Source organism: Paenibacillus sp. FSL R5-0636, assembly GCF_037974255.1.
GTDB classification, from domain to species: Bacteria; Bacillota; Bacilli; order Paenibacillales; family Paenibacillaceae; genus Paenibacillus_AQ; species Paenibacillus_AQ odorifer.
In genome coordinates, this window is the sequence record NZ_CP150232.1 from 238,288 (window position 1) to 253,627 (window position 15,340).

Genomic DNA, 15,340 nt, shown 5'->3' on the forward strand with positions numbered 1-15,340 from the left:
GTCTTTTGATTATCCCATTAATCCTTTTAGCCCGTTAAGGAAGGGGGAAATAGATTTAATCATATTGTAGCCCATCTTCATAACCGGCATAGTTTTTTGTACCATTCCAATAAAGTTGCCGATTCCCCCGAACCCCCCAAATCCGCCAAATCCACCGCCTCCAGAACTGGAAGCCCCTGCTCCTGCGGAGCCTAGAGCGCCTCCACCCATTCCGAAAAGTGAGCCGAATAAGGGCATTAATCCTGATACGTTTGCTTTCCGGGAGCGGGAAGAAGAGTGTTTTTTTGATTTTCTGTGTTTGTTTTTACGCGGTTTGGAAAGGGTCAGTCCATTCTTATCGAGGCCGGTTATCCATCCTATATACGTACGTCCATCATGTAACGTAATACACACGGGTCTACCTTTCAGCTGTTCAGCACGTTTGCGAATCTTCGTTGTATTTGCCATTTGTGGATCACCTCATTGGTCTATTTACTTCTATATTACTCAGATATTTTTGTGTTGCTTGTGCTGGTTCATCATAAAAAAATATTTGGGAGCAGTGATTCTTTATGTACTGCTGTCTCTGGGACTGCCTTATGGGGAATTTGCAATGGGAGGAAGGCATAGAATTATGCCTCCACAAATGAGAGTCGCGTGTGGAGTTTCAGTAGTGATACAGCTAATTGCCATCCTGTACTTATTGCAGGCAGGTAATGTGATCTCTATTGGATTACCTTTTGATAGAAGGGTATGTTATTTTTTCGCAGTCTATTTAATTCTTAATACTATAATGAACTTATTGTCGAGGAGCATGAAAGAAAAACTTGTGATGACACCCTTATCTCTAATAACTGCAATCTGTTTTGGGATTACTGCTATGAATGGGTAAAAAGTAGTGCCGGATATAGATTCGACTTTTCTAGACTTTATATAGGATTGTTTTTAGGACACATCTGGTGAAGATGTGTTCTTTTTGCATCTATTGACTCTTGACCTATAAAAACGGATTCATAAGTCTAGGTCTTTCTTCTTATGTTATTATATTTAACATTGTTTTATATTATTTTTACAATTATATGATAATTGGTTATATTTGTGTGATATAATATCACAGAAATTATGTGAAAATGATAGGGAGGACTAATATTATTATGGGATGGAAGACACGATGGAATAAGCCGATTGCTTCTGTATTAGCAACTGCAGTGCTTTCTTTGCAGGTGTTTGGAGGTATTGGTTTGGGTGCAGCTTGGGGTACAGATAAAGCTGAAGCAGCATCCGCAGCCACAGCCAAACTCCGGCTGATGAGCACGACGGACGTGCACACCAATGTCTACGGCTGGGACTATTTTAAGAATGCGGCTTCAGTAACTGTCGGTCTTGACCGCACAGCAAGCTTGGTGAAACAAGCCAAAAGTGAAGAACCCAACACCCTCCTACTCGACAATGGGGACTTGATTCAAGGAACTCCGCTAGGTACTTATGTGGCGAAGGAATCGGATCTGAAGGATCCTACTAATGTTACTGATATCCATCCGATGATTGCAGCCATGAACGCTATGGGATATGATGCTGCGACTTTTGGTAATCATGAATTCAATTATGGATTACAATTTTTAGATCGTACGATAAACGGTAGCACTGGTAATGAGATGACTACTGGAGCCAATTTTGATTATGTGAATGCGAATATATATAAAATGGATGGCGTTACAAATGCTTATCAGCCTTATGTTATTCTTCCTAAGAAAGTTACGGATAGTAACGGCGATGAGCAGACGATTCAAGTTGGTCTAATCGGCCTAGTTACTCCTCAAATCATGGAGTGGGACAAGGTTAATCTGGAAGGCAAAGTTGTCGTTGAAGATATTGCTAAAACGGCAGAAAAATTTGTTCCTGAAATGAAAGCTAAGGGAGCAGATGTTATTGTTGCTATGGCCCATACGGGGTTTGATGTTAACGCCGTTACAGGAGACGGTTCTGAGAATGATATTAACGCTTTGAGTAAGGTTCCTGATATTGATGCGATTACGTTCTCTCATACGCATAAGGTATTCCCAACAGGGAATAACGATACGTTGGACGCGTCGTTCAAAGATCCTGTTACTAAACAACCGTATGCAAACGAAAAGGCTGTGATCGATAATGTGAATGGTCACATTAACGGTACGCCTGCTGTACAAGCTGGTTACGGCGGAGCTTATTTGGGTCTAATCGATCTGAACATTGTATACGATGGTAATGACTGGACGGTAGACAAGCAAAGTTCAAAAGCTTCTGCTCGTTCTATTTATAAGACAGAGAATAAAGTGAATATACCACTGGTTGAGCCTGATGCGGCTGTAGATGCAGCTGTTGCAGCAGCACATGAGGCTACTATTGCTTATACTGGACAAAAGCTGGGTGTTACAACAGCTCCGATGAACAGCTATTTCGCAATGGTTCAGGATGATCCTACGGTTCAACTTGTTACGTATGCACAAAAGTGGTACGTTCAGAATTATATTGATATCAATGTTCCTCAATATAAGGACCTTGCCATTCTTAGTGTTGGTGCTCCTTTTAAAGCAGGACGCAACGGACCTGATGAGTACACCAGTATTGATAAGGGTGACTTGACTATTCGTAGCGCAAGTGACCTGTATTTATATGATAATACCCTTAAAGCAATCAAAGTTAAGGGTTCTGTTGTGAAAGAATGGTTGGAAATGAGTGCGGGCGCATTTAACCGCATCAAACCAGGGATCTCGACTCCGCAGTCTCTGTTGAATACGAAATTTTCGGTTTTTAACTTCGATGTAATCGATGGGGTTCAATATAAAATTGATGTGACGAAAAACGTGAAGTACAATCCGGATGGTACGATTAATGATGCTTCTTCGAGTCGTGTAACGGATGTCACTTACAATGATCAACCTTTAGATCTAGATCAGGATTTCATTGTTGTTACTAACAATTACCGCGCAAGTGGTGGCGGGAACTTCCCGGGTGTTAAAGGTGCAGAGCTGGTTGTAGACTCTCAAGATGAGAATCGTCAGGTTCTGATGGACTACATCAGTGAAGCTGGTACGATTGATCCAACTGCTGATGGTAACTGGTCCTTGGCACCTATCGAAGGCAATGTTGATGTTACATTTACAACAACACCTAAAGCGGCAAATGTACTCCCAGCGAACATTTCCGATACTGGACAGCAAGATAATAAGGGCTTTGGAATTTTCAAGCTAGATCTAAGTGTGAAGACACCTGCACCGACGGAAGATGTGGAGGTTCACCTTCTTGGAATTAATGACTTCCACGGTCAACTCGACACTGTTTCTACAGTGAACAATAAGTCTGTAGGCACAGCAGCCTATCTCGCGACTTATTTGAAAGCAACTCGTGCAAAGTATGAGAACTCATTACTCTTCCATAATGGTGACTCCGTTGGAGCATCCGCTCCAGTATCATCCCTTGAGCGCGATGAGCCGACTCATGCTTGGATGAACATGATGAAATTTGATGTGGGTTCTCTTGGTAATCACGAATTTGACCAAGGTGTTGATGCACTGATGACACAGCTTTATGGTGGTATCGACCCTAAGGATAATAAAGTTAACCATGCTGGATCTGATTTTGATTATGTTAATGCGAATGCAGTGAATGCCAAAACTGGCGAGCCAATTATTAATCCTTATGTAATCAAAGAAGTGGGCGGTGTGAAAATTGGCTTTATTGGTCTTGTAACAAAATCCACACCAAGCAAGGTAGCGCCTTCCGGTACGGCCGGCGTGCATTTCCTCACGCCTGAGGAGGAAGTGGCGGCTGTGGAGAAATACGCTAAGGAGCTTCAATCTAAAGGTGTTGAGACGATTATCGTGCTTGCACATGATCCTGCAACAACCAAAGATGGTGTGACTACAGGTGAAGCGGCTGATCTGGCCAATGCGCTTCCTGCGGAATCCCCTGTTGATGTTATCGTTGCTGGTGATAACCATGCACTTGCAAATGGAACAGTAAACGGCAAGCTGATTGTACAAGCTTATTCTTACGGTACAGCATTTGAGGATATCAAGTTGATCATTGATCCTAAAACAGGTGATGTGAAGGACAAGTCTGCTGTGGTAACTTCCACCTTCCATGATGGGGTAACACCAGATCCGGAAAGTGTGGCACTGGTTAATGCTTACCTTGAGAAGCATCCTGAGCTCACTCAACCAGTGGGTACAACGGACGGAACTATCACTCGTACCGATGCTTACAATAATGAGGCTGCACTTGGTAATCTGATTGCTGACTCTATGCGTAATGCTGATTTCGGCGATGGTGCAAAAGCTGCCGATTTCGCCTTTATGAATCCAGGCGGTATCCGTGCGGACCTTCCGAAAGGTCCTGTAACCTTCGGCGATCTGGCTAAAATTCAGCCATTCGGCAACACGCTTGTGAAGCTGACACTAACCGGAGCGCAAATCAAAACATTGCTGCAACAGCAATGGAATGTAAAAGCTGATGGAACACCAGATATCAAAACGCTGCAAATTTCCGGACTGAAATATACAGCGAATATGTATCTGCCAGTAGCTGATCGTATTGCGAGCCTCACACTAACTGATGGAACACCAATTAATCCTACGCAGAAATATACAGCAGTAGTAAATAACTTTATGGCTGCGGGTGGAGATAACTACAAGGTTCTGACTCAAGCTAGTGATTCATTGGCTGGACCTATTGATTTGGACGTATTCTACGACTACATTGTAAAAACGTTTAATGGCAAAGAGATTAAAGCGGCCATTGAAGGACGTATTATTAATAAATTAAAGGCTGATTCGGGATCGGGCAATGGCAGTGGAGGCGGTTCTACCGGTGTAACTCCAACGCCTACTCCAACCGCGAAACCAACAGCAACACCAGCACCATCAACAGCACCAACGGTAACACCTGCACCAACTACTGCGCCAGCAGCAAACTTCAAGGATCTGGGTAAGGTAGCTTGGGCGCAAGAAGCTATTGAAGCATTGGCTGCTAAGGGCATTCTGAAAGGTCTGGATGCAAATACTTTTGCGCCAACCAAAACAGTGACTAGAGCAGAGTTCGTTACGATGCTGGTACGCGCACTGAATCTTACGGGTTCAGCAACAACCAGTTCGTTCAACGATGTTAAACAAGGAGTTTGGTACACGGATTCTATCGCCCTTGCGGTGAAGGCTGGACTTGTACAAGGCTCTGGAAATGGCAAATTTGAACCGGGTCGTGAAGTGACTCGTGAAGAAATGGCCATTATGGTTGCTAACGCACTGAAAGACAAACTACAGCCGATTGATAAAAATGCAGCATTGGGTAAGTTTGCAGACAAATCCAGTATTGCTCCTTATGCACAAGAGGCTATCGCACAGCTAACTCAATTGGGAATCGTCAACGGTGTTGATGGTGGGAAATTTGCACCTAAGGGTATAGCTAATCGCGCTCAAGCAGCGGTTATCATCTATCGCATGCTTGGACAAGCATCATAATTCTATTGTTCTAACTAAAAGTGTATCGATGATCCTCGTGAGGGCATCGATACACTTTTTTTAAATATAAGAAAGTATAAGTGGCACCAATACTCTTATAGTCTTCCCTTAAACGCTTACTGTCCTTACAAGGACGCCGATGGCGCTTTTACTTGTTAAATTTGTTGTTGCTCTTTCTGTGAAATCATGTTAACTTATATTCTGCACTGTATTTTTTAATATTTTGTGCGGTCGTGGCGGAATTGGCAGACGCGCACGGTTCAGGTCCGTGTGGGCTAACCCCCGTGGAGGTTCGAGTCCTCTCGACCGCATACCTAAGTGCATATAAACAGGCAATACTTTTGAATCGCTCTTCAACCTGAAGAGCCTTTTTCTATTTATACGCATAATTCAATTTGACAAACTCTATGTAAAAGAAGTGAAGCAAAGATGGAGCCTAATGTAGGTGTAAATACGAAGCAAAGTGTGCGGTTTCTGGAAAAGTATTTCTCTGGTGAATCGATAGATTATCGTCAGATGATTGCTTTATTCATCCCTATCCTAGTGGATCAGGCCTTTGTGGTGGGTCTTAATCTAGTGAATACAGCTATGATAAGCTCGTCTGGTGTGGCAGCTATCAGTGCGGTCAATATGATAGATTCTCTTAATATTTTTCTCATTAGTGTGTTTATTGCCGTCTCAACAGGTGGGACGGTTGTTGTTGCGCAGTATAAAGGGAGCGGCAATGACCTCATGGTGTCAAAAGCTACGGCAGGTGCTACGTCATCTGTTTCGCTGATGGCATTTGCTATTGGGATGTTCGGAATTCTTTTTCACAATCCGCTGTTAAATTTACTATTTGGAGCGGCCTCACCAGAGGTTATGGAGAACGCCCGAATATATTTGATTGGGAGCTGTATCTCTTATCTTGGTATAGCTGTTGTGGAGGCGGTATGTGGTGCTCTTCGTGGAATTGGTAGAACGAGGGCCTCGCTTGTGCTTTCGCTAATTATGAATTTAACTTATGTCTTATTGAATCTCGTCTTTATTAACCTGTTGCATATGGGTGTTCTGGGGATGACCATTTCTATAAATATAGCTAGATACCTGGGGGCGTTTTGCGCACTTTATTATCTATTCCGATTGGACAACGATCTGCATATCCGTATTCGCGATCTTGTAGTGGTTAAGCTGTCTATGCTGAAAAAAATAATGTTCATCGGGATGCCGTTTGCGGCGGAGCAGATGTTCTTTAATGGTGGTAAAATTCTGACTCAGATCTTTATCGTTAGTCTGGGTACGTATGCACTTGCGACTAATGCGATTGCCTCCTCCTTTGCAGGGATTATGCAAATCCCCGGGAATGCGTTGTCCTTGACGATTATTACAGTGGTTGGACAATGTATGGGAAGTAATAATGTTAAGGATGCTCGAAAATTCATTAAATCCTTCCTTGTCACCTCTTCTCTTTCTCTGGTGGTGATGGGTTTGCTGATTATGCCGTTTTTCAATCCGTTAGTGTCGATGTTCCATCCTCCTGCTGAGATTGTGGGAGATATCTTCCTGATTGTGCTCATCAATACGATTGCGCAAATTCCGTTATGGTCCATAAGCTTTATTACACCTTCGGCGCTTAGAGCGGCAGGGGATTCCAAGTTTACCTCCATGGTTTCGATGCTTACGATGTGGCTGTTCCGTGTAGTGCTCGGATACATCTTAGGTATTGTTCTGGACTTTGGTATACTCGGCGTTTGGCTGGCGATGAATTGTGAGTGGGGGATCAGAGGTTTGATTTTCCTACGGCGATTTATGGGCAAGAAATGGGTTCAGCATCGTGTTATATAATAGATATAAAAAAATCAAAGGACGCCCTGTGGGGTGTCTTTTTTGCATGCTCTGATGAGTGCCTCTGGAGAATGCAACTTGAGTATTTCTTGGGTAGCGGGGTAATAATATGTAGGAATTGCGTCTTTATGCTTACTAAAACACACAACAAGGAGTCTTGCACAATGTCACATTTCGTTAGATCCGTTACTTCACCAAAGAAATTTATCTCCGGCCATAACTTACTTTCAGATCTGAATGAGTATATTAAGGCGTTTGGCGATCATGCCTATGTGATCTGTGATGAGTTCATTTTGGAACGTGCTAAGAAAGAGGCGGGAAGTTCCATCGAAGGTGCGGGCAATAAGGCTACTTTTGAAAAATTCAATTATGAATGTACTCAGGAAGAGATTAATCGTAATCGGGAACTTGCCCGTAAAGCTGGGGCGAATATCATCGTTGGTATCGGCGGAGGTAAAACACTGGACACCGCCAAAGCTACTGCTTATTATGAGAAGCTGCCTGTAGTTATTTTTCCGACGATCGCTTCTACTGATGCACCATGTACAGCGCTGGCTGTCATTTATAATAAAGATGGTTCATTTGATCAATACTTGTTCCTCCCAAGTAATCCGGATGTAGTCTTGGCTGATACAGCGATTTTAGCTTCAGCGCCTTCCCGTTTTTTCGCAGCTGGAATTGGCGATGCACTGGCTACTTATTTTGAAGCCCGTGCCTGTTATGCCTCTAATGGCGACAATCTCGTACTCATGAAACCTTCTACAACGGGTCTAGGTATATCAAGACTTTGTTATGAAGCTCTACTTAAGAATGCGGTAAAAGCAAAACGTGCGGTTGATCAGAAGCTCTATACACGCGCGGTGGAGGAAACTATTGAAGCGACAATTTATCTAAGTGGTGTGGGTGCTGAATCTGGTGGTCTGGCTGCCGCGCATGCTATCCATAATGGGATGACAGCCGTTCCTTCACTACACAAAGCTCAGCATGGTGAAAAGGTTACGTTTGGTCTTTTAGCCCAGCTAGTACTGGAAAATGCCTCAAATGAGGAGCTGGAAACTGTCATTAAGCTTATCAAGGATGTAGATCTTCCGCTAACCCTCGCCGATCTGGGGTGTACGGAATTTATCGAATCCGAATGGCGCCAAGTTGCTGAAGCTGCTTGTGCAGAAGGAGACACAATGGGCAATATGCCGTTCCCGGTTACTTCGGAAGATGTGTACAATGCGATAGTGGTAGCGAACTCGCTGGCAGAGTCTTATAAATAACTAGCACAACTAATATGCAGTGATAATGAGGGCACACTTGGGGGTGCCTTTTGTTTTTATATAGGGTAAGCTTTTGAAGTACTGTAGTGGTAAAATTTTGCATATAGCTATTGGCTTCGGCACTTAATCGCGGGATAGGGTGCCTACAGAAACGAGATTATTGCTAATCGCCCCGCTGCTGTGCCAATTGTACTCTATGTAATAAGGAGGAAGGAAAGATGAGAAAAAACCAATTGGGTTATCTAATCCTTATTATCATAATTATTGGAGCGGTAATAATAGCGGTAATTCACGGAAATTCGGAGCGTCAGAACAAGCGGGCAGCAGGAAGTCTTGGGATGGATTATGTGCGCAAAGAGTACACGGAAAGTGCGTCGCTGACAGTTGCAACGGTTTGCAAACCCTTATTTGGAGGGTCGGGTTATCAGGTAGTGCTGGAGGATTCACGTGGGCAATCGTATTATGTCATTATCGTTCTCGGAACTACACGTAATCTTGTCACTATGGACGATCTGACGAAAGAGGTGCGGGAAGGTACATCTGTATTTCCATGCCACCAATAAAAAAATGATAAATGAATTGGATTTCATCTATATGATCATTGGAGGCACTCCTACGGGGTGTCTATTTTTGTTATATTATATTGAATTTTGTTATTTATTTTCGAAATAACTAACATATATGCTAACGTAAAAGATAAAATAATTATAACAAAAGGCGATATTTTGATTGTTTTATGCCAATGTAACCGCTATAATCTTGCATATACCGGAATGTGTAACGAAATAAGAAGTTTTTGTTAGCATTTGTTATCAATAACAAAGTTGGAGATGTGGAGGTGAATAGTTAGCGAGTAGGTCTGTAATTGTCTTCTATAAGGACAGATAGTTATTGGGTTCATAACAGCTGGTTGGCTATTCTTATTATCAAATCCATTTATTTTCGAAGGAGAATTAGGAATGAAAAAAGCGAAAAAGTGGCTGGGGAGTATACTTGCCTGTGCAATGATAATGTCTCCTATCCCTTCTGTAATTTCTGCAGCAGCAGCACCATCCACTGTTGGATTCGGTGATACACAGGGTCACTGGGCACAACAAAATATTGCGAAGTGGGTAGAAAATGGCGTTTTAAACGGGTATCAGGATGGTTCTTTTCATCCCAATGAAGGAATTACAAGAGCTGAGTTTGCTACGATCTTGAATAAGGTATTCGGTTTCTATATGAAGTCAGATCAATCTTTTTCCGATGTAAAAGCGGCCGATTGGTATGCAGATCAGCTTTCGTTGGCACGATATGCTGGGTATTATGAAGGATACTCAGAGAATAAAGCACAAGCTACTGATTATATAACGCGTCAGGATGCGGTGACGATGTTGGCTCGGATATTTACTCTTCAAGCTACTGAAAGCGCTTCATCATTGAGTGGATTTAATGATTCCTCTCAGATTCAAGCTTATGCTAAGGATGCAGTTGATGCGCTCTCAGGATTGATCACAGGGTATGAGGATGGAACCTTTAAGCCGCTTGGAAGGATCACCCGTGCCGAAGTTATAACGTTAATTAATAAAATAGTGAAGAGTTATTACTCGCAATCTGGAAGCTTTGAAGGAGGAATAGTTTCTGGAAATGTAGTCGTTAATCATGATGGTGTTGTGTTAAAAAATGCAACGATAAACGGAAACCTGTATCTAACCGCTGGGATCGGTAACGGCGAAGTGACCCTTGAGGGCATTAAGGTTACGGGCACCACATTTATTGCAGGTGGCGGGGTAAACTCCATTCTTATTAAGAATAGCTCATTAGGCAAAGTAAATATAAATCGTAAAGAGGGTGAGGTTCGTGTCCTCACGAGTGGTACAACCCAAATCTCTCAGCTAACGGTAGATAGTCTAGCAAGGCTGGAGTTTGGAATTGGGACGATGATCACCACGGGAATTCTAAATAGAACTGTGGGACTGATCCTAGGTGAAGGCGCATCGATTGCAAATCTAAACGTTGCTGATAAAGCGACTGGAACCACCCTTTCTGGTCAGGGCGACATTGCAAAAGCGGACGTTAAAGCAACAGGAGTAACGTTGAACGGTAAGCCCATTGCTCCTGGCACAATTGTCATTATCAAAGGCAATCAAGGTCCTGTAGCAACGGCTACCCCAGCGCCTAGCTCGGCATCGGGTTCATCAACAACGCCGGCAGGCCCGACTAATCCAACCGCGGCACCTACAGCGACAGCAACACCAACAGCAACGGAAACACCGACACCAACGGCAACAGCAACAGCAACAGCAACACCGACACCAACGGCAACACCAACAGCAACAGCAACACCGACACCGACCGACCCGACGGGTCCTGTGGGACGTATCGAGAATTTAGCGGATGTTGATGCAAGTAGTGAGACTAAATCACTATTCGCCTACTTACAGGATATCCGCGGCAGTGAGATCTTGTTTGGACATCAGCATGCTACTACAGAAGGACTTTCTATTACTGAAAAGGACGGAACGCAGTCTGAGGTCGAGAATGCAGTAGGCGACCTTCCGGGGCTGTTCGGCTGGGATACACTTAGTCTTGAAGGTTTTGAGAAACCGGGAGATTTAGGCGCAAGCAAGCTGGAGAATCGTGATAAATTAATCGGCGTGATGAAGTCTGCTTATGAAAAAGGCGGCGTGCTTACATTAAGCTCGCATATGCCGAACTTCGTCACAGGAAAGGACTTTTATGACACCAAAGGAAATGTGCTTACGCATATATTACCCGGCGGTGACAAGCATGCAGAATTTAATGCATTCCTGGATATGATTGCGGACTTTGCGAATAACTTAAAAGATGATGATGGTAAAGCTATTCCAGTCATTTTCCGTCCATTCCACGAGCAAAATGGTGGCTGGTTCTGGTGGGGTGCGCCTTACCGTACGAAGGAGCAGTATGCTGAAATCTATCGTTATACCGTTGAATACTTAAGGGACAAAAAAGATGTGCATAACTTCTTATATGCATTCTCACCGGGAAGTCCGTTTAACGGCACAGATGCGACCTTCCTTGAGACGTATCCGGGAGATGACTATGTTGATATCCTTGGCTTCGATAATTATTATGACGGAACCACTGAGGGTTGGTTTGATTCAGTTGTGAAGGATGCTAAGCTGATTTCGAAGCTGGCGGATGATAAGGGAAAAATTGCAGCATTTACTGAGTTCGGTTATTCGGGTGTGAAGCCAACTGGAACGAAGGACCTGAAATTCTTTACCAAGCTAATCGCTGCGCTGCAGTCTGATCCGGATGCTAAACGGATGGCGTACATGCAGACTTGGGCGAATTTCAATACAGATTCTATCTTTGTCCCTTATAGAAATGCTCCAAACGGACTAGGAGATCATGAACTGCTCCCTGATTTCGTAGACTATTATAAGGATCCGTATACAAGCTTCAGCTATGAAGTGGCTGTTGCGGATGCGTATTCGAAACAGGTAACTACAGAAACCGAGCAACCTTTTTTACACATTGCCTCACCAACCGCAAACCAAACAGTGCCCACGACAAAAGCATCGACCCTTCGTGTTCGTGTGTTGAATCAGGACGTGGATAAAGTAACCTATCTGATTGGGGATGACACAACAGAGTACAGTATGGCAGCTGACACAGAAGGTTTCTATTACTTGGCAGATTGGACACCAGGTGTAGCCTTCGACGAATCAGGCGTGATGCTTACTGTTAAGTCCTATGCAAAGGATGGTTCTGTACTTTCACAAACGATCCAAATCTTTGTAAGTGACGTGCAGGGCATTGGGGACCCATTGATTGTAGATACTTTTGAGAATTACAAAGGGAATGATGAATTACTTCGTGCGGCATTAAGTCCTGCGGGTGATCTAAATAAGATCTCACTTGATGCGGACCATAAAAATGATGGTAAGTATGGCCTGAGGTTCGATTATAATGTGGATGGTCAAGGTTATACAGGTCGTACCAAAAACATGAATAATGCCGACTGGTCGGACGCCAACAAATTGAAGCTCTGGATTGCACCTGATGGCAGTGACCACAAGCTTGTTATTCAGGTCAATGCAAGCGGCATCTCTTTTGAAGCTTATCCTTCACTGGCAGGTACGACACCTGGCATGGTGGAAATTCCATTCAGCCAGTTCGCTCCAGCGCCATGGGATACAGGAAATGCCGGTAAAGTAATCACTAAAGAGAACCTTAAGGACATTCGGGCAGTGTCTATCTACGTAAATAAAAAGGACACAGTAGCAAGTACGTCTGGTACGCTGTACTTTGACGATATTACAGCGTTTAATGATGGAACGGGTGGCGTCCCTAACGGGGGCGAAGGTCCTGGCAGCACGCCAGAACAGGCGAAGCTGTTGTATGGCTTCGAAAAAGATACTCAGGACTGGACAGTAGAGCAGAATAATGCCAGTGCAACCGCGGCAGTGATCTCGACTGATGAGGCTGCTGAAGGAACTCATTCGTTAAGCTCCTTGTTCTCACTCGATTCAGGTGGAGCTTTTGAGCTCAGCAAAAATGGCAGTCTGGATCTGAGCGCGGTAGATAAATTAAGCGCACAAATTAAACTGTCGAACGGAACAGCGGATGCACGTTTGTATATTAAGACGGGATCGACCTGGTCTTGGGCTGACAGTGGAGCTGTGAAAGTAGATTCGAGCGGATTTACTACGGTTTCGCTCAACTTGGCAGGTATTGCTGATCTTAATAGTGTAAAAGCCATAGGTATCAAGCTCGAGGGATTCAGTGGCATGGGAACTTCTACGCTGTATCTGGATGATGTTCGGACCCTGAAGAATGGTACCGCACCTGAAGCTGTCGTCTATGGCTTCGAGGACAATACACTGCAAGGCTTCAGCATCAATGTGGATGAAAATAATAAATATAATACAGCACTGGCCCAGAATCTATCGGTGAGCAATGCTGTGTATGCTGAGGGAACTCATTCGATGCAAGCGGACTTAACATTAAATGGAGGGCAGTTCCAGCTGCGTCGTATGGTGGTTACCAATTTAGCGAATGCATCAACAATTACGCTTAAAATCAAGGTTGTACCTATTGATGCAAGCGATGTTAGCGGTGTAATGGCTCAGCTGTTCACCCAAAGTGGCTCAAGCTGGGGAACATGGACTGCTTCTACGGCTGCACCAGTAGATACCAATGGATTTACTACAATAACATTGGATATCAGCAAGGTAGCAGATCGTAATTTGACCCAAGCGATTGGCGTACAAGTCATGACCACAGCAACCGATCCGGTGGGTAGTGCTACCGTATATGTGGACGAAATCACGATTAAATAGAAAGTAGTAAAGCCGGAAGCGAACATTTCACGATGTTCACTTCCGGCTTATTTATTTAGCATCAAATTTATTCATTTTAAGGTCTACGAGAATCTGCTTGAAATTAACGAAGCTTAATAGATCCGCCATCTACCATGATAGTCTGGCCCGTAATATAATCGGAATCTTCACTCGCTAGGAATACCGCAACACGACCAATATCACTTTCCAGTTCACCCAATCTTCTCAAAGGAATTTTTGAAATCATGTTTTGGTAATACTCAGGGTTTGCTTCTGCCCATTCAATCATGCCAGGGGAATTAGCAATTGGAGCAATGATGTTTACGTTGATTCCAAATGGACCAAATTCATTAGCGGCTACCCGGGTAATTCCACGGATGGCTTCTTTTGCAGCAGCATATGTTCCTTGATTGGTGTCACCGTTGAGACCGGCGCCCGATGCAAAGTTAATAATTTTACCTTGAGTTTCTTTTAAATAGGGTAGTGCTGCTTGCATGAAATAGAAGGTTGGATAGAAGCCTGTATCAAAAGATAAATCGAAATCAGCCTGTGTAGTTTCTTCGATAGATTTCATTCTGGATGCGTGGGCATTGTTTACTAAAATATCTATTTTTCCGAATTTATCAGCTACTTGTTTAACAAGGTTAGCTAGTTTATTGTGTTCCTTGAGGTTAGCTTGAATAAAGATAGACTCAGGTTGATGTTCTTGCAATTCTTTAATTGTTTCTTTACCGGTTTCTTCATTGAGGTCAATAATGGCTATCTTAGCGCCTTCTTTAACAAAAGCCAAGGCCATTCCTTTACCAATACCGCCTGCTCCACCAGTAATAATAGCTACTTTTCCTGCAAGTCTGCTCATGTTGCTATCTCCTTTTTGTGAAAAAATGTAGTATTTAACTCTTATCAGAGGTAAGGTGTAATTGTTACTTCGACTATATATTACCCAAAATAGTAGCTATATTTACCATGAAGTAGAAACGGCATCATTTACCAAGATGAATATAGAGGGTGATGATGAATAACACAGCAGCTGATGACGCCTATTCCAGCTCTTATGTACTTGTTAAGTGATTGAATTAAGCTGCACACCAAGTGATGAACAGTTGATGATTCATGTGGCGCACCAAGTGATGCTCCAAGTGATGCAATAAGTGAAGTACTTATAGAGTAATTAGGGAATTTCTCCCTGAAATTCAGAGATTTCTGTTCATCAGACTTATAATTAGGGAAAACTTACCTGATTTTCGGCCGATTTAGTAACTAATTAAGAAATCCCCCTAATTATTAGGGAAGAATTCCCTGATTTCGTTCATTTAGAGCGAATACCGGTTATTTTCAGGGAGTTTTTCCCTAATTAGTTTAAACCCTACCGCAAGCCGTACGAAAATCACACCTAGCAAGTCGCCCACCGCCCACTGCCTACGCCCACCGCCCAACCCAATATCATAGAACACTACGCGTGGTGTCA

7 protein-coding genes and 1 tRNA gene are annotated in these 15,340 nt (G+C 43.4%); 6 read left to right on the forward strand and 2 right to left on the reverse strand.

Annotated features, from left to right (window positions below):
* Positions 1-9: 9 nt before the first annotated feature.
* A complete protein-coding gene (locus tag MKX34_RS01140) occupies positions 10-447 on the reverse strand; it encodes a hypothetical protein (protein ID WP_076141432.1) in 438 nt (145 codons plus the stop codon).
* Between the two features lie 686 nt (positions 448-1,133).
* Here MKX34_RS01140 and MKX34_RS01145 point away from each other — a divergent pair.
* The 6 genes from MKX34_RS01145 (at position 1,134) to MKX34_RS01170 (ending at position 13,872) form a co-directional block, all read left to right on the forward strand.
* Positions 1,134-5,474 (forward strand): bifunctional 2',3'-cyclic-nucleotide 2'-phosphodiesterase/3'-nucleotidase, encoded by a 4,341-nt coding sequence (locus MKX34_RS01145; RefSeq protein WP_076297221.1) that lies wholly within the window; start codon positions 1,134-1,136, stop codon positions 5,472-5,474.
* A gap of 227 nt (positions 5,475-5,701) precedes the next feature.
* Positions 5,702-5,785, forward strand: a tRNA-Leu gene (locus MKX34_RS01150).
* A gap of 118 nt (positions 5,786-5,903) precedes the next feature.
* Positions 5,904-7,298 (forward strand): MATE family efflux transporter, encoded by a 1,395-nt coding sequence (locus MKX34_RS01155; RefSeq protein ID WP_076297222.1) that lies wholly within the window; start codon positions 5,904-5,906, stop codon positions 7,296-7,298.
* 164 nt (positions 7,299-7,462) lie between these two features.
* Entirely contained in the window at positions 7,463-8,563 is a 1,101-nt protein-coding gene (locus MKX34_RS01160; RefSeq protein WP_076297223.1) for a glycerol dehydrogenase, read from the forward strand.
* Between the two features lie 218 nt (positions 8,564-8,781).
* Positions 8,782-9,126, forward strand: coding sequence for a hypothetical protein (locus MKX34_RS01165; RefSeq protein ID WP_076297224.1), 345 nt, complete (start codon positions 8,782-8,784; stop codon positions 9,124-9,126).
* A gap of 396 nt (positions 9,127-9,522) precedes the next feature.
* A complete protein-coding gene (locus MKX34_RS01170) occupies positions 9,523-13,872 on the forward strand; it encodes a glycosyl hydrolase (protein WP_081384014.1) in 4,350 nt (1,449 codons plus the stop codon).
* A 103-nt stretch (positions 13,873-13,975) separates the two neighbouring features.
* Here the strand turns inward: MKX34_RS01170 and MKX34_RS01175 are convergent, their stop codons facing one another.
* Positions 13,976-14,731 carry an SDR family oxidoreductase gene (locus MKX34_RS01175; RefSeq protein WP_076297225.1) on the reverse strand — a complete coding sequence of 252 codons (756 nt, stop codon included), beginning with the start codon at positions 14,729-14,731 and terminating at the stop codon, positions 13,976-13,978.
* Positions 14,732-15,340 lie beyond the last annotated feature (609 nt).